This is a genomic window from Brevibacillus fulvus (assembly GCF_016908525.1).
Lineage (GTDB): Bacteria > Bacillota > Bacilli > Brevibacillales > Brevibacillaceae > Brevibacillus_G > Brevibacillus_G fulvus.
This window is the reverse complement of record NZ_JAFBEB010000001.1, coordinates 92,306-112,728: the sequence shown is the minus strand read 5'-3', so window position 1 is coordinate 112,728 and position 20,423 is coordinate 92,306. Positions and strand designations below refer to the sequence as shown.

Sequence of the window (20,423 nt, the reverse complement as noted above, 5' to 3'; positions counted from 1 at the left end):
CCCTTCTGCCTAAACTATTTAACGCGCGACGGGCTCAATTGTTGCTCCAGTTTTCCTTCCATTCGGTAAAGATTCCAGACGACCACCATACCGACAAGCAAACATAAGGTCCATGGCAGCCACTGCATATCCAGATTCTTGCCGACATCATAAATCCATCCGCCAAACAATTGGCTGACCGTACCGCCGATCGCCAATGAATATCCGTTAAAACCGTAGTAGGCGGCCACATGCTCTTTCGGCGCAAATCGCGGGACCATATCAACGATTTGCGGCATGGAGATCATCGTGCCGAGCGAAAAAATAAACGCATCCAGCATCAAAAGCCACAAGTGATTGGCAAACATCAGCAAAAACAGGCCAATCCCCATGACCATCGCCCCGATTCCGATCAGAATGAGACGCTGCTTGTACGATTGCAGCCACTCGACGATTTTCATTTGCAGCAAAATAACCGACAGCGAGATCGTCGACAAAACAATGCCGACATAGGTTTTGTTGTGCATTATGTCTTCGACCAGCTGAGGAATTGTCAGGAACGTTTGCATGTAAAGATAATAGTAACCGATCAAAACAATCGTATATTTCAGGAAAAATTGGTCATGCAACACATGGGAGAAGCTGCTCCAAATCCCCTGTTTCGTGTTCGTTGCCGCAATCGGCGGCAAGAACAGAAAAGCGACCACGGCCGTGGTTGCATAGAGCGCTCCGGCAAACAGGGACAGCCAGTAAAAATCAAGGCTGGCCAAGGCCGTTCCCACGATTTGCGAACCGACGACTCCGACGTTTTGCAGTACATTGCGAAAGGCAAACACTTCTTTGCGAATCGCATCAGGGGTCAGCACGGCATAAGCGGCTGATCCGGCTGGTTCAAACAGCGATCCGCCCAGACCCGACAAAATGGCGGCTACAAAGAAGTGCCATTCTTTTGTACAAAAGGCAAACAGGGCAAACCCGATTGCCCGGATTGACATCCCGAGAATCATCGTGCTTTTGTAGCCAAACTTGTCGGCGACCATTCCGCCGAGAAAAGCAAAACCTTGCTGGGAAAACTGGCGGACTCCCAAAACCAGGCCGGCCATCGCCAACGTCCAGCCGATACTTCCGGTCAGGTGAAGGGTCAAATAAGGGATCAGCGCGTAAAAACCAAGATTCATAATAAAAGAAGTGATGTACAGCAGTTTGACTGATGCAGGCGTTTGCCTCCATATGTCCGATTTCATTGTGGAGCTTCACTCCGTTCGCTTATTGTGTTAATTTTGGATACCCTCAAATATAAAGAAAGAGTTATAATTTTAGAAACGATCTTTTTTGCATATGGTTATCAAAATTTCACATAAGAAGGACTTAATATCGATGGACTTTGATCAATTGAAAGCCTTTTATATCGTCGCCCAGACGAAAAACTTTACCAAAGCGGCCGAACTGTTGCATTTGGTGCAATCGACCGTTACGATGCGCATTAAACAATTAGAGGAAAAAGTGGGCAAACCGCTGTTTATTCGCGACAAGCGCAGCGTCGAAATCACCCAGGCCGGACTGACGTTGCTGCCCTACGCCGAGCGTATTTTGAAATTGGCCACCGAGGGCTTGTCGGAAGTTGCCGCCTTGCACCCTTACGAAGATTATTTGTCGATCGGGAGCCTGAACTCGATCTGGACGGCGATCCTGGAACCGATGCTGAAAGAGTACCATATCCGTTATCCGAACATTGCCGTGAAAACCCGGACCGGTCATTCCTCCGACGTCATCCAATACTTGCTTGACAATCTGATTCAAATTGGCATCGTTTACATTCCGCCGTCGCTGCCAAATTTTGAGGTTATTCCGACGTATGAAGATGAGATCGTTCTGGTCAGTCCGATTCATTCCTCTGTTTTGCCTGATACGATGATTGATGCCAACGATTTGGCGAAATTGCCGCTCATTTATATGAACTGGGGACCGCCGTTTCTTGACTGGATTTCATCGACGCTGCCCGCCAGTTATGTTCCCAAACTGCAAGTAGACAAAGCGGAACTGGCGATCGACTTTGTCAAGGAAGGTTTGGGGCTTAGTTTGCTTACCCGCTCTGTGGTCAAAGCGGAACTGGAGCGAGGAAATTTGCGGGAGATTGCGATTATTGGCAACAAGCCGCCAAAGCGGTCGGTTTATATCGTTTTGCCAAAAGAGAAAAAAAATCGACCCAGCGTCGAAAAATGGCTGGGTCTGATGAGAGCTTTCGGTTATTCTACTTGACAGGCGATCATTTAAAAAGAGAATGGCGACTCGGGCGGTAGACGTTGACCGCATGATTGTACACATAGCGGACCAGAAAGTACCAAACAGCGGAAAAACACAATCCGGCCAGCACATCGCTGGCGTAGTGAACGCCCAAATAGATGCGGCTGAGGCAAAGTCCAACGAGCAGCAGACTGTACAACGGCGTGATCCAGGAACGCCACGGCGCGTCTTGCCCCACTCGTTTCAGCATGTAGGCGAGCACGCCATAAAAGGCGACTGCGACCATCGCGTGACCGCTCGGAAAAGAGTATGATTCCGGCAAGGCGATGAGATGAAAGGCGTCGGGACGGGGCCGGGCAAATATTTCTTTGGTTATGTCCTGCAGCCAGTTGCCCGCCACCAGCGTAACCAGGATAATTAATGCTTCGATCCGATAGCCTCGCAGAAAAAAGCCGATGATGATCAGCGCGCCCAAAGGAGCGACAACGATCGCGTCGCCAAGCAGCGTGATTGTTTTCATCACGGCGGTCAACCAGGGAGTCTGCACCATTTCCGCGATCCGAAAGGCCGTCTCATCAAGCGGACGGTACGCATCCTTGTAAAAGAGAGTGATCGCCAGCGCAGACAATAGAGCAAAGACAAGCGCCCATAACAATTGGATTTGTTGTTCCCGTTCAGTTCGATTCATTCTGTTCCTCCTCGATGAGTTGGCGAAGCGACCGTTCAAACCGCAAATCATCCTGTTGCGTCCGCGGAGCAGGACCGCGCGTTCTGCCGCCGCCTCTGCGGTAACGGGCTTTTTCGTTTCGCTCCTCAAGTTGAAATGCGATCGTCTCGGGGCGGAAAATTTTCCCCTGCGGGCTGAGCACTTTGGCTTGCCTGCCCAGCAGCAAAGCAGCCAGCCCAATATCTTGCGTCACTGCTATATCGCCTGCCCGCGTTTCGTTGGCAAGCCGCAGATCGACAGCCTGCGGACCGGCATCGACGATCGTATGGTTCGGACCGGCAAGCTGGTGGTTATATGTGGCATAGGTCAGGCATGTCCACCCTTTTTCCCGGCAGACGTTTTGCGCGATCGCCAGCGCTTGTCGCGGACAAGCGTCAGCATCGATCAAGACGCGATGTGGCACGTTCGTTTCTCCTTTCGCAAGGATTCTCCCTCTCCTTCAAAATTTTTGGTATGATGAATAGCGAGAGAGGAGTGACCCAAAGTTGCGCTATCAATTTACACTGGATGATCGCTTGGGCATACGCTTGCCTATGCTGTACCTTGATTGGGAAGAATATACCGCCGCGGAACGAAGTGAGATTCTGCTGGAATGGGAAACGATCCGGGCAAAAATTCCCGATCGCATCCTGGCGTTGGAAAAAGTCATTATCACCAAGCAGGATCAGCTCTTTGAAGAAGAAGATTTTGAGCGCTCCTGTGAATTAAACAGCGAAATTGCGGAGTTGGCCAGTATCATTAACGATTTGAATATATGGTTTCGTGTCCAACAAGATTATGATACCAAACCTCATCAATAACAAAAAGAGCGGGACAACCTGTCGCCCGCTCTTTTTTGTTTCCTATTCAGTGGCTGATCTGTGCCGGTATCGAGTGTTTCTGTTGCTGCGGCTGGTACTGCCGTTTCATCAGCTTTTCCCAAAAAGGGATCGTCCGCTGGATGAGCGGTCCGGTCAAACCGGCGATGATCAGCGTGCCGATCGAGACAGGACCGCCCATAAGCCAGCCCACTGCCAACACCAGCACCTCGATCATCAATCGAACCTTCTGAATACTCCACCCCGTCTTTTCATGCAAAGCCAGCATAAAACTGTCACGAGGACCGGCACCCACGCGCGGGGAAATATACATGCCGATCCCGATGCTGATGACCAGCAATCCGGCCAACAGCAAGATCATCCTTTGCCACATCGCCTGATATTCGGGGATCAGGTCAAGATAGGTAAAGAAATCGAAAAACAGCCCAAACAACAGCATGTTGAGCCATGTCCCAATCCCCGGTTTCAGCCGGGCGACTGCATAAGAGGTCACGATCACAAATAAGCCGACGACTTGCGACCAGACCCCGATGGTTAAGCCGAAAGTCCGATACAACCCGATATTTAAAGTATCCCAGGGAGCAACGCCCAAATTGGCCCGAACGGTCATCACACTGCCCAGTGCCATAATCGCGATCCCCAAGGTAAACATCAAAAAGCGCACGCAAAGCGGTCGATTTATTTTACCCATTTGGCCTTACCCTCATCGGATTCCCTAAGTTGCCGGCTGCCCGCCGCCACTTCAGGGGTTCCTCTGTCCACTTCGCGGTGTCTCTTTACATCCACTCTCCGTTCAACATGCTCATACTTGCTCAGCTCCGCTGCTGAGGCGCTCGCCTCCCGGTTCACCACATCCACCTCGTCTATTCCATCGCTGTTCTTTAACGCGTGTATCCATTATAGAGCAGGGTTCCTTCGCTGTCATCCTTTTTCCCGCGACCGTTTCAGTTCATAGCGAAAGAAGTCTGCGGCCAGCAGCGTCTGCGGAAATTCCCGTTGCGCCTCTGCCAACAGTTCATCGAGCAAATGCTCTTCTTCGCGATCATAGCGCGGACTGAAATGCGTCAAAATCAACTGTTTTACGCCGGCTTCCCTGGCGATCAGCGCCGCCTGTCTGGCGGTGGAATGTCCGCTGCGCTCTGCCAACCATTTGTCACTATCGGCGTATGTCGCCTCGTGAATCAGCAAATCGGCCCCTTCCGCCAGTTTCACCATTGCCTGGCACGGTACTGTATCTCCGCTGTAAACAAATTTCCGTCCAGGCTGTGGCGGGCCAACCAGCTGTTTGCCATCGATAACTGTTCCATCAGTCAGTTGTACCGTCTCTCCCCTCTTCAGGGCGCCGTACAACGGACCTGGCGGAATGCCAGCCTGTTTGGCCAAATCGGCGCGAAATGATCCTGGTCGTTCTTTCTCTACTACCGCGTATGCAAAAGACGGAACCCGGTGTTTCATGGGGGAACAGATAACGGTGACCTCGTCATCTGCGAAAATTTCGCCTGCTTCAATCACGCGAATCGAAAAAGGATACTGCAAGTGCACCGGACTTACCGACATGACCGCTTCGACATATCGCTCAATTCCCGGCGGACCGTACAAGGTGACGGGATCGGGCGCTCCGCCCCGCAGCGAGCGGCTGGCCAAAAGTCCCAGCAATCCGTACAAGTGGTCCCCGTGCAGATGGGTGATGAATATTTTTTCCAAATGACTGACCTTGAGCGGCGAGCGCATGATTTGATGCTGGGTCGCTTCTCCGCAATCGAACAGCCACCATTTCCCGGTTTGGATGAACTGCAGGGCAATAGCACTCACATTGCGCTTTGTTGTCGGCGCTCCCGAACTTGTTCCCAAAAAGGTAATAATCAAGCTGTTTACCTCCAATTTCTGCTTCGCACTGCAATTTGCTGAATGCGTTCATTTTGCCACAACTTCCGGCAAATAGGCAAATCAATCCTTTTGACAGCAGAAAAGCTGCCGAATTGCTCGACAGCAGGAACTGAGCATTTGCTTCACCAAATAGTAGGCACTCGCATATGTGTGTAGGAGGAAAAACCAATCAAACTGAAGAGGTGGACGACATGTTTTTTCATATTAAGGAAACCCAATATTACGCCCGTCCCGAACGGCCCGATCCGGTTTACGCCAAAAAACTGCAGGAAATATTAGGCGGCGCCCACGGGGAAATGACTGTGGCGATGCAATACCTGTTTCAAGGCTGGAATACGCGAGGCGACGGCAAATATCGCGATCTGCTGCTTGATACCGGTACGGAAGAGCTGGCGCATGTGGAGATGTTGGTCACCATGATTGCCCGTCTGCTCGACAATGCTCCGGTTGACGAACAGGAAAAAGCAGCGCAAGATCCATTAATCGCCGCTGTGTTGGGAGGCATGAATCCGCAGCATGCGATCGTTTCAGGTTTGGGAGCCCAACCGGCAGATGCCGTCGGCTATCCCTGGAACGGACGTTACGTGGACGCAAGCGGCAACCTGCTCGCCGATTTCCGCTCGAATCTGAACAAAGAATCGCAAGGTCGTTTACAAGCCGTTCGTCTGTATGAAATGACGGACGATCGCGGCGTCAAAGATATGCTCTCCTTTTTGATCGCCCGTGACACGATGCATCAAAATCAGTGGGCCGCCGCGATCTATGAACTTGAACAGCGCGAAGGATTGGTTGTGCCCAGCACGTTCCCGCGGAAACTGGAAAAACAGGAAGTCTCCTATACGTTCTTCAATTTCTCTCGCGGCGAAAAAAGCAGCACCGGCCGTTGGGCAAGCGGCCCCAGCATGGACGGCTGCGGTGAATTTACTTATGTGGCGCAACCTCAACCATTTGGCGAACGGCCCTATATCATCCCCGCTCCGCCGTATATTCACGACACGTTGCCGGCCGTCATGAAAGGACAACGGATTGATCCCTGCTTGTAACGAAAAAGCTGTCGCCTTTAGACGACAGCCTCGGTTACGCCGGTTTTCAATGGACTTGCGGCTGAGCAGATTCAGGTTGCTCCGGCACATACCGGAGTTGTTTCGGTTCAACAGTACGGGGGAACAACGCCTCCGTATCCGCAAAGAAACGTTCCTGACGATCGGACGCGACATAGCCCAACTCGATTCCGGTCGCCTTGGCCAGGAAAGGATCAAGCGTGCACAAATCCGATTTGGATACGTCGCTTAACGCTGTTTTTCCCAACGTGATCGCCACCAGTTCCATTTCCCGCACACAGGCGTTTAAATAACGAACGAGATTTTTGGCGGCCTCCTCAACATTCAGTTGATCGGTCGCCTTTCCCGTATAAACGAGCAAACTGGTCGGCGCTTCAAACGGCAATGTTTTGACCATCTGTTCACTGGCCAATGCCATGACGGCGGCGGTGCCGATATATACCGCATCCGCGCCGAGCGCGATCGCTTTCAGCATTTGCCCGGGCGTCACCAAGCCACCGGTGGCGATCAGGCTGATTTCCCGAATGACCCGCTTTCTGGTGAAAAATTCCGTTGCTCGCGTAATCGCAAACATTGTCGGCAAACCGACATCGTCCTGCAAGGTCGGCGCGCCTCCATGTGTGCCGCCTTCCGCTCCATCGAGCGTGACAAAGTCCACTTCCGCTTCGATGGCTATTTGCAATTCTTGCTCCAGATGATGAGTTGCGGCGATTTTCAAGCCGACAGGCACACCGGTTTCGTCTTTCAGCTTGCGAACCAACTGAATAAATTCCTCTTTGCGGTTGACGCCGGACAGACGGGAATGGATCATGGCGTCTTCCCCTTCCTGCAAGCCGTACACTTCTCGGTAATCTTCCCCGATATTTTTGCTTGTCGTCCGCTGTGGAGCGGAACCTTGGGCGCCTTGCCCCAACTGAATTTCGATCGCATCCAGCCGTTTGTACTTGTCCGGTGTATTCATCCAGCCGCCGCGATTGTATTGGCCGATAAACAGCTGCGCTTCTTCCCGCTCTTCTTCCATCAATCCCGCTTCCCCGGAATTGGTCGCCGTGCCGACGGCCGTTGCCGCTTTCGCCAAAGCCAACTTGCTGTTTTTGCTTAAAGCCCCGCCGAAAGACATGCCCGCGATCATAATCGGGATAGAGATCGTCAGCGGTTTTCGCGCGTTGGGACCGATCGTCACCGCTGTTTGAATCGCGACATTTTCCGGTGTCGGAAAGCGAAACAGATGAACCGGATTGAACAGAATCTGCTGCCATGGCGAAAAATGCAGCGGGCTGCCCAGCGGCCGCGGCACCGGCATCCCCATATTTGCGCGCATGGCCAGCTCCATCAGGTTGGTCACGCCGACCTTGTTGGCAACCGGTATCATCTCAAAGATGTTTTCGATGTACTGATCTTTGACCATTCGGCTGACCGCTTTGTCAACCGTTTCATTCACGATCGAGCGGACAAAATTTTCAATGAGTTTCAGCACGTGGCGCACTCTCCTGCATGTTTCCGCCATCCAGAGCGTTTTTCATCGCTTCGATTTTTTCGGCCATCGCCAGGCACATCGTTTTCATCGTACCGAGTTGACGGGCAGCGTTCTGCTCCTCAACCGCGATGTCCATCAAATCACGCTGGTCAAAATTGGTCAGTTTGTAATAATGCTGCCTTTCGACTGTCGACAAAGTGCCCGCCATCGTTTCCAATCGGTTCAGTTCGGAATGCAGATAGCTGAGCGTATTTTTCAAGTCTCGTATGTCTTGCGTATTTTCCATGCTGGCTTCACCTCGTGACCTTTTGATTTTGACAGATTTTTAAGGGTAATACCGATCAGGTATTTCCAGAAACCCCCGCAGACGGTTGACTGCACTGAGCAGTTCATTTTGCCGTTTGGTATCCGGATGGCTTTTTGCGACTTCTTCCAACTCGGAGTACAGGTCCTGCAGCAAGTACAAAGGATGGTCTTCCTGCAGTGGTTGCCGGTCAGCCGTTTGCGTTACGACCATGTTGTACTGATCGGCAAAACTCGCCTCCGTTTGCGCTTCAATGACCTGCATGGCATGCTGCAACTTTCGTTCAACCGCTGGCGGCATTTGGTCGGCATGTTGGGCAAACAACTGCAAAGCGCTTAGCAAATACTGTTTTTTGCTCATTTGTTCCCCTCCCCGACAAAGGTTGGTTATTGGTTATTTAAAGGCTTTCCTGTTTGTCCAGGATTATGCGTAAGCTCTTGCCGAACGAGTGACAGGCGTAACGGTATGAAAGCAGCCGCATTCAAGCAAACTAATCGGTGAACATTCACCTAGCGAAAAGGGGAAAGCCGATGCAATTTGACGTTTCATTGATTCAGCGGGTTGGAAAAGATATTGAGGAGTCGGGCAAACGACTGCAAGAGTATGTAAACGCTCCCGACGAGCTTCAATCGGAAGTGCAAAAAATTCAAGCAAACCTCAACAGTTTGCTGTCCTTGGCGAAACAAACCGATAGCGCCGGTGCCAATGCCCGAACTTATCCGGCAAACAGTTGAGTTACTTATGATCGTAAAAAATGCGCCTGGCGGATTTGCTGTCTGCCAGGCGGTTTTGTCCCCAAAGGAGAGTCCTGCAAAATACCTCTGTTGAGGTTTGCGGATCGGGTAACCCACACTATTTTTTTACAAAAAAGGACTTTAACGAAAAATGCAGTCCATTCTCCTTTAAGAGACGGGCTGCATTTTTTCTGCCAATTTTATCATCCGTTATACATTTACGACGAAAGTCGTAAGTATTGCCTGTATTCGCATACGAAAGAGACCACGGTACTTGGCCTTGGTCATCCCATGATACCTTTTTAATACAGCATTTTTGTGCTCAATAATCGGTCTGCGACGAATACGTTCTTTGAACGTATCGCTGTTTTCAAACTCGATTTGCGCCTTGTAGGGTTCCGTCACGATCCGGATGGAGTAGGTCTTGCTCTTCGCTCCTGGTTTGAAACAGCCTTCCCTAAGTGGGCATGTCTTACATTTCTCCGTATCGAAGTAAAAAACGAGAGAACGACTTTTGCCACTCTGCTTGCTTCCTTGGACAGCCTTTCGGATACTATGTTGTCCTGCCGGACAAGAAGTGATTGCTGACACCGCATATTCGGGTAAAGATAACTGATGCAGACTTTGTTTCCAGGCCGAGCGACTAGCGGAGTCCAGCCGAGCGGAACAGCGAAGCCCGGGGAGACAGAAGCGCAATCCATGAGTAACCTTCGGAGCTGCGCGCCGTTTTGCGCTTCCCCCGGGATCGCTGTGGAGCGGACAGTTTCACATCCTTGCAGGACGTAGACCGGAGCGCAGATCGGAAACATGCTTCTCCCCATTACAGCTACATTCTCGATAATTGAAACCCCAGTACCTAAGGGCACTAGGGTTACGGTTTACAGATATTAGGTGGACTTTTGCAGGGCTCCCCCAAAGGCGAGGATTTTTTTATGGCGATACGGTTGGCGGCGGTGGATCGTTGTCAAAATTGGGGGCTTTCCCTGTGGTTGGTGCGGGAACGACAGAAGAATAGGTAGTTTTGGCCAGCGCATGGTCCAAATCGAGCAACTGGGTATTCAATCGATCCAACATATCGGTCAGTTCATTTTCGTCGCGATAGGCTTGCAACGACTGGTAGGCCAGCGGGTTGTTCATTTGTTGTTCTGTTGCCGTCGCCTGTTCAAACTGTTCTTTTTCTTCTCCGATTGCATTTCGGTAGACATTGGCCAAAGTGCTTTGCGATTGACCAATTTTGTTGCGCAGGTCATCCAGCTCGATGCGGATGGCCACCAATTGCTTCCGCGTGCTTTCGACCGTCTGTTTATTGCCGCTGAAACGAGGGCTGTTTAGTCTATCGGTGACCGCCTGGATATCTTTGCTGATTTTATTCAGCTCTGAGGCAAACAGGGCGCCTTTGGTCATGGACATTTGGTTGACCGCAGCCAATGTTGAATCCATTTGATTGATCATCTGGGTGATCTCTTGGTTCGCCATGATCTTGCCTCCTCCTTCACAAAAGGTTCAATTCCGGCTTCGGGCCAGAACACTTTCATCCAATTCCGTTACTTTCGCTTTGCCGGAAATCGCCAGCTGCAATTCTGTCTGCGCGACAAAATGACGTAACACTTCCTCGACACCGGCTTGACCGGCCACGGCCAATCCATAGATGTACGGTCTGCCGATCAAGACCGCCGTTGCGCCTAAACAAAGCGCTTTGATGATGTCTGCTCCGCGTCGGATACCGCTGTCAAGCAAAAGCGGCACACGTTTGTTTACCGCTGCAGCAATCGCCGGAAGCATATCCAGCGTAGCGACCGCTCCATCCAGTTGGCGTCCGCCGTGGTTGGAAACGACAATTCCGTCCACCCCGTGCTCGATCGCGATCAACGCGTCATCCGGATGGGTAATCCCTTTGATCAAGAGCGGCAGGTTTGTCATTTTTCTCAGTTTGTCCAATTCGCGCCAGGTAAAACAGGTGTTGTTTCCCTCCGACAGAGCCAGTTTGCAAGCAGCCAGCTTGTTTTCTTCGAGCGGTTGCTTCAGCTTTTTGCGAAAAACAGGATCGGAAAAGTAATTGCCCAATCCCTCCCCATGGAGGAAAGGCAGATACCCATTGGCCAAATCTTTCTCGCACCAGCCGAGCAAAGTCGAATCGATGGTCACGACAATCGCGGAGTAACCGGCTGCCTCCGCCCGTTCCAGAAAACTTTTGGCCAGCTGTTCATCCTTGGGCGGGTAAAGCTGAAACCAGCGGACAGCCTCACCCATCGCTTCCGCTACCTGTTCCATCGGCGTGGTGGACACGTTGCTGAGAATATAGGGGACCCCTGTTTTGGCCGCCGCCCGAGCAGCAGCCAACTCGGCATCCCGGTGCACGATGGAATTGACGCCAATCGGAGCCAGCAAGAAAGGATAAGGAAACGTCTGTCCAAATAAAGAGATGGACGTGTCTCGTTTGGAAATGTCCATACAGACGCGAGGGCGAATCTGCACTTTTTGAAACGCTGCCAGATTGGCTTTTAACGTATCGCCGGCACCCGCTGCCCCGAACACATAATCAAAGGGACCTCGAGCGAGAATTTTCCGCGCTTCCTCTTCCCAATCTTCAAATGAGACGGGAAGTCTTCTGGAGTGATCCAGACCCCGTTCATACATCTCCATCTGGATCTGTTCACAACTGACCGTCACACGTAGTTCCTCCCTTTTCCTTTCTATACCAGCTTCTTTTTGTTGTGAATGTGGCTGGCCCGTTGGGGCTTTGCTGCCTACATCACGCAAGCCATTTAATAATGTAACCAATCTGCTTGCCGTTATCCCGTGCTGCGGCCTTATCCTCGTTTGCCCCTGTTCCGCCCGTTCGCCAGCTGAATATGCATATCGTATACGACAGCTCGGCGTTCGCGCTGATTTGTTGTCTGCCCCCTGTGACATTCACCCCTATTTCGGAACCTGCATAGTCTGTATAGACAAATGCCTAGGAGGAATTGCCATGAAACCATTACTGTCACTGGGCCTGGCAGTCGGTCTCGGATTTACGACATTGCTTGCTGGCTGTTCCGGCGGTTCGGAAAAAGTGCGAATCGGAGAGGTCACCCGCTCGCTCTTTTATGCACCGGAATATGTAGCCATTGAACAAGGTTTTTTCAAAGAACAGGGTCTCGACGTGGAGCTGACGACAACGTGGGGCGGAGACAAGACGATGACGGCCTTGCTGTCCGATGGGATTGACGTCGCTCTCGTCGGTTCGGAAACAAGCATTTATGTCGACCAGGAAGGCGGAACGGATACCGTAATCAATTTTGCCCAATTGACGCAAACCGACGGAACGTTTCTGTTTGCGCGCAGCACGCAGGGCGACTTTTCATGGGATCAACTGAAAGGGACGGTTTTCCTTGGACAGCGCAAAGGCGGAATGCCGCAAATGGTCGGCGAATATGTGCTGAAGCAGCACCAGATTGATCCGCACCAAGATTTGCAACTGTTGCAAAACATTGATTTTGCCAATGTGGCTCCTGCATTCGCATCGGGTACGGGCGAATTTGTTCAATTGTTTGAGCCGCAAGCGTCCCAGTTTGAACAGGAGGGCCTCGGCAAGGTCGTTGCCTCGTTTGGCACCGAAAGCGGCAAAGTCCCCTATACCGTGTTTATGGCCAAACAAAGCTATATCGAGAAAAATCAAGAAACGATCCAAAAGTTTACCAACGCGATTTATCAAGCGCAACAATGGGTAACCAGCCATTCACCGGCGGAAACAGCCAAGGTGATCGCTCCTTATTTCAAAGAAATCAAAATGGACATTTTGGAAAGTTCGATCAAACGTTACCTTGAACAAGGGTCCTACGCCTCTGATCCGATTTTGGAGGAAGAAGAATGGAACCGACTGCAGGATATTATGGATGAAGCCGGCGAACTGAAGCAACGGGCCGATTACAACAAACTGGTCAACACCACCTTCGCCAAAACCGCAATGGAAGGGAGGTAATCATCGTGAGCCAAGTTCCTTCTTCACCAGCAAAGATCCAATTGCATCACGTGACTCATTTGTATGTTTCATCCACAAACGCGTTTATGGCCGTCCAAGGAATCGACTTGCGCGTAGAGGAAGGGGAATTTGTCTGTCTGGTCGGACCGAGTGGCTGCGGAAAAACAACCTTGCTCTCCTTGATTTCTGGACTGGAACAACCAACCGCCGGCAAAGTTCTGATCGATGGCGAAGAAGTACGCGGCGCTTCCCGCAAGGTCGGCTACATGCTCCAGCAAGATTATTTATTTAATTGGCGAACGATTGAGGAAAACATTTTCCTTGGTTTGGACATTCAAGGGATTCGGAACCGGGAAACGGAAGAGTACGCCCTGCATTTATTGAATGAAATGGAGTTGAGCCAGTTTCGCCATGCTTATCCCTCTCAATTGTCCGGCGGGATGAGACAACGGGTGGCATTGGTTCGTACGCTCGCCTGCCAGCCGGAAATTCTGCTGCTCGATGAACCGTTCTCCGCTTTGGACCATCAGACCAAATTAAAACTCGAAGACTTGATTATTCTGACCTTGCGGCGTCACAAAAAAACAGCCGTTTTGGTCACCCACGATTTGTCCGAAGCGATTGCGATGGGCGATAAAGTATATATCCTTAGCCGTAATCCGGGACGCATCAGCAGCGAACTCGAAGTACCGAAAACCATTTCCGCTTTGCTGCCATTTCAAGCCAGGAATCATGAAAGCTTTTCTGAACTTTTTCACAAGGTTTGGAAGGAAATGGAGGCGGCGATTGATGGAACAAAATGAAATCAATGAGATTCACCGGGCGTATTTGCGGCATGAAGCCAAAACACGCACCTTCGTATATCTTTCGCAACTTCTGCTATTGGTGCTTTTTTTCGGCGTGTGGGAATGGCTGGCCCGGCTCAATTTGATCAACGTATTGATTTTCAGCTATCCCAGCAAAATTTGGGCGTTGTTTTGGGAAAAGTTATGGGATGGCACGCTGCTGCCCCACGTGGGTATGACGGTGTTTGAAACCGTCGTCGGTTTTTTGTTGGGTACGTTGCTGGGAACGATCATCGCGATCATTATCTGGTGGTCCCCTTTTCTCTCCCGCGTGCTCGAACCTTATCTCGTTATCGCCAACAGTATGCCCAAGGTAGCGCTGGGACCACTGTTTATTGTGGGCATGGGCACAGGACTCGTTTCGATTGTCGCGATGGCTTGCACGGTTTCCGTGATTGTCACCACTTTGGTGATCTATACAAGCTTTAAGGAAGTCAACGAAAATTATATCAAAGTGGTGCGCACGTTTGGTGCCAACAAGCAGCAAATCTTCCGGTTGGTCATCCTGCCGTCGAGCATACCGACCATTGTGTCCACCCTAAAGGTAAATGTCGGTTTGTCCTGGATCGGGGTAATTGTCGGCGAATTTCTCGTATCAAAAATCGGTCTCGGCTATTTGATCATTTACGGTTTTCAAGTATTCAATTTCACGCTGGTGATGGTCGCCCTTGCCGTGATCGCGATCGTCGCCACATTGATGTATCAGGCTGTCGCCTATCTGGAGAAACGCTTGACGAAACAGTTCAAATAAACGCCGGTCATTTCATTCTGCAGCGCGCCTGTTTATGTAATTGAAAGCAATGGCTCACAAAGGTACTTTCTGCGTGAAAGAAAACAGTCGCTTTACCCGCTGCTCGCCTGTGCGGAGCCGGGAAAGCGACTGTTCTTGTATTGATCAGCTTATAACGTCAAACTTTATTTCGCGAGCGCCGCTTCGATCTCGCTCATCGCAATGCCCAACGCGTTCGCGACACCTTCACCGTATGCCGGATCAGCTTTATAGCAATTGACAATATGTCTCACTTGAATTTCTTTGGTAGTTCCTTGCATCGCGCGCGCAGTGTTTTCAAACAATCTTTGCTGCTCTTCTGGGCGCATCAAATTGAACAGTTTGCCTGGTTGTTCATAATAGTTATCGTCATCTTGGCGGAAATCATGATAATCGGCATTGCCGAACAAATCCAATGCCGGTTCTTGATGTTCCTTGCTGTCTTGCCATTCGCCGTAGCTGTTCGGGCTGTACGATACCGATCCTCCTTCAGCAGGATTGAAAATTCTCATCGCGCCGTCTCTGTGATATGGATGGAAGTTTTCCGTATTTTTCGGATAGTTGACCGGAATTTGCCAATGATTTACGCCCAATCGGTAACGTTGCGCATCGCCGTAAGAGAACAGGCGGCCTTGCAGCATTTTGTCTGGCGAGAAACCAATCCCCGGTACGATGTTTGTCGGCGCGAATGCGGCCTGCTCGACTTCGGCGAAGTAGTTTTGCGGATTGCGATTTAATTCGACAACCCCTACTTCAATGAGCGGGAAATCTTTCTTATACCAAACTTTGGTCAAATCGAACGGGTTGTAAGGGAGATTTCTCGCTTGTTCTTCCGTCATCACTTGAATGTACATCGTCCATTTTGGATAATCGCCGCGTTCGATAGCTTCGTACAAATCTCGTTGATGGCTGTCACGGTCTTTTCCGATTAATTCTTGCGCCTCCTGATCGGTCAGGTTTTTGATTCCTTGTTGTGTCAGGAAGTGGAATTTTACCCACACACGCTCATTGTTCGCATTAAACAGGCTGTAAGTATGGCTTCCGAACATATGCATATTGCGATAGCTTGCCGGAATACCGCGGTCGCTCATGGTGATGGTCACTTGATGCAGCGCCTCGGGCAGCGAAGTCCAGAAATCCCAGTTGGACTGGGCATTATGCATATTCGTTTTGGGATCGCGTTTCACTACATGGTTCAAATCCGGAAATCTTTTTGGATCTCGCAAAAAGAAGACCGGCGTATTGTTCCCGACCAGATCCCAGTTTCCTTCTTCGGTGTAAAATTTCATCGCAGTTCCGCGAATATCGCGCTCGGCATCCGCTGCTCCGCGCTCGCCGGCTACTGTGGAGAAGCGGATAAACATATCGGTTTGTTTGCCAACTTCGGAAAACAGCTTCGCTTTTGTATATTTCGTAATGTCATGGGTTACGGTAAACGTCCCGTATGCGCCGGATCCTTTGGCGTGCATCCGGCGTTCCGGAATCACTTCTCGATCAAAATGCGCCATTTTTTCCAAAAACCAGACATCTTCCATTAACAGCGGACCTCTGGCGCCAGCCGTTTTCGAATTGTCGTCGTTTGCTACCGGTGCCCCAAATGCGGTCGTCATTTTTTTCGGATTTTCTTTTTCACTCATGCGATATTCCCCTCCGCAATTCATAAATTGTAATAATTATAACTTAATATTTGATTTAAATATAATTTAATACTAATTATAAAACAAGTGGCATTTTTGTGAACGTCCATGCAGCAGTGCTTTAAATGATCTGCTCACACTTTTCTTCTCTCAACAGTGCGGGAATAGTCATGCATTTCGAGGCGTGCGGCCTTACATCAGTAACGTATGACAAGAGACAAGACGATATGCTCGCGGGGCGGACCGTTCCCAAGATGTTTTGCAAAGCATCTTCAGGCCCACGTTGCTTGCCGTTATCTCCAAGCAAAAAAACCCGAGAAACATCTCGGGTTTTTGTTTTATTTCCAGATTTTCCACCATGCTTTTTTTGCTTCCCCGTCTGCTGCCGCCGGTTGTTCCGTCATAACCGGCTGCTCGTTGGCGCCGGGGATGCGTTCGATAAATTGATCAACCATCTCTTTCTTTTCTTCCGGAAGATGCTGCTGACATTCTCGCAAAATCGCGAGAGCCTTCGCTTTTTGGTCGGTAACCAGCAAGGCATTGGCATAGTTGAAGGCAATGTACGGCTGGGCAAAAGTCGGCAGCCAGTACTTTTCACACATTTGGATCAGCTGATAAACATAGCCCGCCTGCCCGAGTTCACCGGTAACCGCCAGCAATGCTGCTTCTCTTTCGACGGTTCGTTCCAATGCTTGCGAAAAAAATTGCATCGCTTGCAGCAAGTTTCCCTCTTGCATCGCAAGCCGTCCAATCGTTAACTGGGGCCGCCAAGCGGATTCTTTTTCTCCCCATTGCTGCAATTTGTCCAACAGTTCCTCGTTTTTCTCCAGCTTAAGGCAGTTCTCTACATATAATTTGAGCCCGGTTTCATGGTTGGGATCTTTGGACAATACTTGTTCCAATGTTTCCAAAGCTCGCAAATGGTCGCCCTCATAAGCGAAAATTCTTGCCAGATTCAGATAACCGGTGTCCGAGTCGGGATAACGTTCGATCGCTTCCCGGATTTTTTTCTTGGCCTTGTCCCATTTGCCCGCTTGCATATACACGACTGCGCGGAAGATCAGAGCGGATTCAATCGGGCCATATAATTCCAGCAATCGGTCCGCAGCCGTCGCTGCATGGGCGGTAAACTTGTCCCGAACGAGGTCCACGGCAAATTGGCGCAATGACTCCCGGTCATCCCAAAACCGTTCCAGATTGTACGGAATGATCTTCTCTTCATAATCGGCACGCGGCATCTGTACAGCATGCCCGTGTTCATTGGTAAACGTGATATATTCTTCAGACATCCGTTCCGTCATCCCTCTTTCTTCGTTTTCTGCCAAAAAGCAAACCGAATGATCATCTGATAAGCCATTCCATTGTATCATGTTACATAAGAAAGCGATCTCCTTTTGGGAAATCGCTCTGAGTGGTGACGTCTTAAATCCACGCCTTGATGTTTACTTTACGAATGAATTCTTCCGTAGATTCTTTGATTGAATCACCTGATTCCTCCGCAGAATCAGATTGTATTCCCATCACTTGTCGAAAAAGCGCCTCGTTGCGTGTAGCAAGAGCGTAATCAAGCAGAGTCTCACGTTGCACACGTTCGGCTTCTTGCTCTAATAACGTTTCCTCTAAGGCGATATCTGCCTCGACAATTTGAAAATGCTTATCAATTTTCGGAATACGAACGATCCATTGAAAAACGCTGTCCGGATTCCGATCGCGACCAATAATATATGCATGCTCACCAAGAGGAAGGCCTTGCTCATAGGAGTCAGCAACGATTATGACGCGTTGTCCAAGCTTGAACATAGCCGTCAACTCCTTTATGCTTTGTCTTTTATCATACTAAATTGCATACCCGATTGGGAAGGGCAAACTGAAAAAATCGCTTTGAAAGTGCAATCGATCTCGCCGCTTGTTGGAAAAGCAAAAATCAGCTAAACTTCAAAGTAAACGATTTCGTATTGAGGTGGAAAGTGTCAGATGCAAATGTCATGGTCGTTATCCCTGTTTATCGTCGCATGGATGTTTGTTCTCGTCGGATTGTTCGCCATCGGCGGCTATTTCATGTTCCGGAAATTTCTCAAATCCATGCCGAAGCAGGATGGAAAATCGGATTTGGACTGGCAAGATTATTATATCGAACAAACCCGCTCGTTGTGGAACGATGAAACACGGGAATTTCTAAATGAACTGGTAGAGCCCGTCCCGCAGCTGTTTCGCGATGTTGCCAAAAGAAGCATCGCCGCCAAAATCGGTCAGCTGGCCTTGGAAAGCAAAGCCGACGCCATTACTACCGAGCTGATTATAAAAGGATATATAATGGCGACCCCGAAGCGTGACCATAAGTGGTTAATTCAGCATTTAACCAACAAACAGATCAACTATGCACCCTACGAAAAATATTTGAAAGCATAGAACGAAAAAGCTCCGCTGTCAAGGTGACAACAGGATCTTTTGGTTTTTTTCGGCGATTACCGGCCCGATACCCCGCCAGAAACGAGAAAAGCCATCGCCTCCGCACTGTCAATTTCCAGTGGTTGCACTTGCTCTTCGGGAAAAATCAGCAGGTTGCCGGCGAAATTGTAAGACTGGGGCAAGTAGACGGCGACATGCCCAATCAACCCGAAACTTTCCATGCTTTCTTTGGTAATAAATCCGATCGCTTTGGCCGAGCCATTTGGCGTGAGCGAGACCAGCACCGGCTTGTCAAAGCTTTTTTTCTCCCCGACAAACGCTCCGATCAAATCTTTCAGGGAAGTATAGATCAACTTGATAAACGGCACCTTTTCGAACAGATGATCAATCCAGGAGATCAATCGTCTGGTCAAAACATTGGAAGCAAGAAACCCGATCAAGGTAATCGCGCAAATCGTAATGACGAATCCGACGCCCGGTATTTTCAAGCCGAGAAATCCATCGACGATCTCAAATATTTTATACAGAATGTAAACGGTCACGGCCAGCGGGATGACATACAGCAATCCCTGCAAGAAATAGCTTGCTACACGCTTCATGTTGTTTCTCCTTTTCCTGCTTTTTTAAGGTAATTGTATCCCAGTGTCAGTGAATCTGCTATCATTTAAGGAAAAAAGATTGGAAAGAGGGGATTCCATGCAGCAGCAAAACCTTGTCAGCACCGACTGGCTCGAACAGCATTTGCATGACACCGACCTTGTTGTGATCGACTGCCGTTTTCAAATGGGCAAACCGGATCAGGGAATTGCCGACTATGTTCAAGCTCATATCCCCGGCGCGCTGTATTTTCATCTGGAACAAGACTTATCCGCTGCCAAAGCAGCCCATGGCGGACGCCATCCGCTTCCGGACCAGGCCGCGCTTACCCGCCTGTTTTCGCAAGCCGGCATCGACGAGCGGGTCACCGTCGTCGTTTATGACGGTCAGGACCTTTCGATGGCCGCGCGTCTTTGGTGGCTGCTTCGCTATATGGGACATGACAAAGCAGCCGTACTGGACGGCGGTTTTGCGGCTTGGCAACGGGAAGGACGCCCGGTTACGCAGGAAGTAACGACGCCGGCGCCACGCGTTTTCACCGCCAAGCCGCAGACATGGATGCTGGCGACCGTAAAAGATGTGCAGGAAAGACAGCCGGAAACGGCGCTGCTGGACTCTCGGGCCGGCGAGCGCTACCGCGGCGAAGTCGAGACGCTTGATGTCAAGGCGGGTCACATTCCCGGTGCAGTCAACTACTTCTATAAAGACAATTTGCGCGAAAACGGGACGATGCGGCCTCTGGCTGAACTGCAAGAACGCTTCGCCTCGCTCGCTGATCGCCCATTGATCGTTTATTGCGGTTCCGGCATCACGGCTTGTGTGAATCTTCTGGCGCTGCATCAGATCGGACGGACAGACGCACGATTGTATGCCGGCAGTTGGAGCGATTGGATCAGCTACGAACAAAATCCGATTGCCACCGGAGAGGAGTAGCCATCTCCGGCAATCGCGGAAACATAAAGGAGGTTTTC

The 20,423-nt window shown here is 50.3% G+C and carries 24 protein-coding genes and 1 pseudogene; 9 read left to right on the top strand and 16 right to left on the bottom strand.

The genetic code is table 11. The features are described from left to right. Positions 1-14: 14 nt before the first annotated feature. Positions 15-1,223 carry an MDR family MFS transporter gene (locus JOD01_RS00595; RefSeq protein WP_204516278.1) on the bottom strand — a complete coding sequence of 403 codons (1,209 nt, stop codon included), beginning with the start codon at positions 1,221-1,223 and terminating at the stop codon, positions 15-17. A gap of 133 nt (positions 1,224-1,356) precedes the next feature. Between JOD01_RS00595 and JOD01_RS00590 the strand changes: the two genes are divergently transcribed. Further along, positions 1,357-2,238, top strand: a complete 882-nt coding sequence (locus JOD01_RS00590; protein ID WP_204516277.1) for a LysR family transcriptional regulator — start codon at positions 1,357-1,359, stop codon at positions 2,236-2,238. Positions 2,239-2,245: 7 nt separating this feature from the next. On the opposite strand, the gene JOD01_RS00585 is transcribed toward JOD01_RS00590, so the two are convergent. Next, positions 2,246-2,911: a phosphatase PAP2 family protein gene (locus tag JOD01_RS00585; RefSeq protein ID WP_204516276.1), complete on the bottom strand. Its 666-nt coding sequence runs from the start codon at positions 2,909-2,911 to the stop codon at positions 2,246-2,248. After that, on the bottom strand, positions 2,898-3,353 hold the full coding sequence (locus JOD01_RS00580) for a DUF188 domain-containing protein (RefSeq protein WP_204516275.1): 456 nt from the start codon (positions 3,351-3,353) through the stop codon (positions 2,898-2,900). The genes JOD01_RS00585 and JOD01_RS00580 overlap by 14 nt, the downstream gene beginning before the upstream one ends. 130 nt (positions 3,354-3,483) lie before the next feature. Between JOD01_RS00580 and JOD01_RS00575 the strand changes: the two genes are divergently transcribed. Further along, positions 3,484-3,750, top strand: a complete 267-nt coding sequence (locus JOD01_RS00575) for a hypothetical protein (RefSeq protein ID WP_204516801.1) — start codon at positions 3,484-3,486, stop codon at positions 3,748-3,750. 46 nt (positions 3,751-3,796) lie between these two features. Here the strand turns inward: JOD01_RS00575 and JOD01_RS00570 are convergent, their stop codons facing one another. From JOD01_RS00570 to rnz, 3 genes are all read right to left on the bottom strand, one after another. Then, entirely contained in the window at positions 3,797-4,459 is a 663-nt protein-coding gene (locus JOD01_RS00570) for a YczE/YyaS/YitT family protein (RefSeq protein ID WP_204516274.1), read from the bottom strand. Continuing rightward, positions 4,447-4,617: a hypothetical protein gene (locus tag JOD01_RS00565; RefSeq protein WP_204516273.1), complete on the bottom strand. Its 171-nt coding sequence runs from the start codon at positions 4,615-4,617 to the stop codon at positions 4,447-4,449. The genes JOD01_RS00570 and JOD01_RS00565 overlap by 13 nt, the downstream gene beginning before the upstream one ends. A 72-nt stretch (positions 4,618-4,689) precedes the next feature. After that, a complete protein-coding gene (gene rnz / locus JOD01_RS00560; RefSeq protein ID WP_204516272.1) occupies positions 4,690-5,634 on the bottom strand; it encodes a ribonuclease Z in 945 nt (314 codons plus the stop codon). A 212-nt stretch (positions 5,635-5,846) separates the two neighbouring features. Here rnz and JOD01_RS00555 point away from each other — a divergent pair, with 212 nt between their 5' ends. Then, a complete protein-coding gene (locus JOD01_RS00555; protein ID WP_204516271.1) occupies positions 5,847-6,698 on the top strand; it encodes a manganese catalase in 852 nt (283 codons plus the stop codon). A gap of 46 nt (positions 6,699-6,744) precedes the next feature. Here JOD01_RS00555 and JOD01_RS00550 read toward each other — a convergent pair whose 3' ends face one another. From JOD01_RS00550 to JOD01_RS00540, 3 genes are read right to left on the bottom strand one after another with little or no spacing between them, the layout of a single operon-like run. Beyond that, a complete protein-coding gene (locus tag JOD01_RS00550; RefSeq protein WP_204516270.1) occupies positions 6,745-8,193 on the bottom strand; it encodes a glutamate synthase-related protein in 1,449 nt (482 codons plus the stop codon). Beyond that, the gene (locus JOD01_RS00545; RefSeq protein ID WP_204516269.1) at positions 8,177-8,479 is read right to left on the bottom strand and encodes a hypothetical protein; all 303 of its coding nucleotides are present in this window, start codon (positions 8,477-8,479) and stop codon (positions 8,177-8,179) included. Before JOD01_RS00545 ends, JOD01_RS00550 begins: the two co-directional genes overlap by 17 nt. A gap of 39 nt (positions 8,480-8,518) precedes the next feature. Then, positions 8,519-8,857: a hypothetical protein gene (locus tag JOD01_RS00540; RefSeq protein ID WP_204516268.1), complete on the bottom strand. Its 339-nt coding sequence runs from the start codon at positions 8,855-8,857 to the stop codon at positions 8,519-8,521. A gap of 170 nt (positions 8,858-9,027) precedes the next feature. Between JOD01_RS00540 and JOD01_RS00535 the strand changes: the two genes are divergently transcribed. After that, positions 9,028-9,231, top strand: coding sequence for a hypothetical protein (locus JOD01_RS00535; RefSeq protein WP_204516267.1), 204 nt, complete (start codon positions 9,028-9,030; stop codon positions 9,229-9,231). A 210-nt stretch (positions 9,232-9,441) separates the two neighbouring features. Here the strand turns inward: JOD01_RS00535 and JOD01_RS00530 are convergent. The 3 genes and pseudogenes from JOD01_RS00530 to JOD01_RS00520 form a co-directional block, all read right to left on the bottom strand. Then, positions 9,442-9,804: pseudogene (locus tag JOD01_RS00530) on the bottom strand (transposase); the annotation flags it as partial. 357 nt (positions 9,805-10,161) lie between these two features. Continuing rightward, positions 10,162-10,707 carry a hypothetical protein gene (locus tag JOD01_RS00525; protein WP_204516265.1) on the bottom strand — a complete coding sequence of 182 codons (546 nt, stop codon included), beginning with the start codon at positions 10,705-10,707 and terminating at the stop codon, positions 10,162-10,164. 27 nt (positions 10,708-10,734) lie between these two features. Then, on the bottom strand, positions 10,735-11,901 hold the full coding sequence (locus JOD01_RS00520) for an alpha-hydroxy-acid oxidizing protein (RefSeq protein WP_338028498.1): 1,167 nt from the start codon (positions 11,899-11,901) through the stop codon (positions 10,735-10,737). A gap of 301 nt (positions 11,902-12,202) precedes the next feature. Between JOD01_RS00520 and JOD01_RS00515 the strand changes: the two genes are divergently transcribed. The 3 genes from JOD01_RS00515 to JOD01_RS00505 are packed head-to-tail and all read left to right on the top strand — an operon-like array spanning position 12,203 to position 14,791. Then, a complete protein-coding gene (locus JOD01_RS00515; protein WP_204516264.1) occupies positions 12,203-13,195 on the top strand; it encodes an ABC transporter substrate-binding protein in 993 nt (330 codons plus the stop codon). 5 nt (positions 13,196-13,200) lie between these two features. Continuing rightward, on the top strand, positions 13,201-13,998 hold the full coding sequence (locus JOD01_RS00510; protein WP_204516263.1) for an ATP-binding cassette domain-containing protein: 798 nt from the start codon (positions 13,201-13,203) through the stop codon (positions 13,996-13,998). After that, on the top strand, positions 13,985-14,791 hold the full coding sequence (locus JOD01_RS00505) for an ABC transporter permease (RefSeq protein ID WP_204516262.1): 807 nt from the start codon (positions 13,985-13,987) through the stop codon (positions 14,789-14,791). Before JOD01_RS00510 ends, JOD01_RS00505 begins: the two co-directional genes overlap by 14 nt. Before the next feature lie 164 nt (positions 14,792-14,955). Here JOD01_RS00505 and JOD01_RS00500 read toward each other — a convergent pair whose 3' ends face one another. The 3 genes from JOD01_RS00500 to JOD01_RS00490 all read right to left on the bottom strand — a co-directional run bounded on the left by JOD01_RS00500 (position 14,956) and on the right by JOD01_RS00490 (position 18,246). Beyond that, positions 14,956-16,446, bottom strand: a complete 1,491-nt coding sequence (locus JOD01_RS00500) for a catalase (RefSeq protein WP_204516261.1) — start codon at positions 16,444-16,446, stop codon at positions 14,956-14,958. A gap of 338 nt (positions 16,447-16,784) precedes the next feature. Beyond that, the gene (locus tag JOD01_RS00495; RefSeq protein WP_204516260.1) at positions 16,785-17,735 is read right to left on the bottom strand and encodes a tetratricopeptide repeat protein; all 951 of its coding nucleotides are present in this window, start codon (positions 17,733-17,735) and stop codon (positions 16,785-16,787) included. Positions 17,736-17,868: 133 nt separating this feature from the next. Beyond that, positions 17,869-18,246 (bottom strand): ATPase, encoded by a 378-nt coding sequence (locus JOD01_RS00490; protein ID WP_204516259.1) that lies wholly within the window; start codon positions 18,244-18,246, stop codon positions 17,869-17,871. Positions 18,247-18,420: 174 nt separating this feature from the next. On the opposite strand from JOD01_RS00490, the gene JOD01_RS00485 reads away from it, so the two are divergent. After that, positions 18,421-18,855, top strand: a complete 435-nt coding sequence (locus JOD01_RS00485) for a DUF2621 domain-containing protein (RefSeq protein ID WP_420829062.1) — start codon at positions 18,421-18,423, stop codon at positions 18,853-18,855. A gap of 56 nt (positions 18,856-18,911) precedes the next feature. Here the strand turns inward: JOD01_RS00485 and JOD01_RS00480 are convergent, their stop codons facing one another. Next, on the bottom strand, positions 18,912-19,454 hold the full coding sequence (locus JOD01_RS00480; RefSeq protein WP_204516258.1) for a DUF502 domain-containing protein: 543 nt from the start codon (positions 19,452-19,454) through the stop codon (positions 18,912-18,914). A 97-nt stretch (positions 19,455-19,551) separates the two neighbouring features. Here JOD01_RS00480 and JOD01_RS00475 point away from each other — a divergent pair, with 97 nt between their 5' ends. Further along, positions 19,552-20,385, top strand: coding sequence for a sulfurtransferase (locus JOD01_RS00475; protein ID WP_204516257.1), 834 nt, complete (start codon positions 19,552-19,554; stop codon positions 20,383-20,385). Positions 20,386-20,423 lie beyond the last annotated feature (38 nt).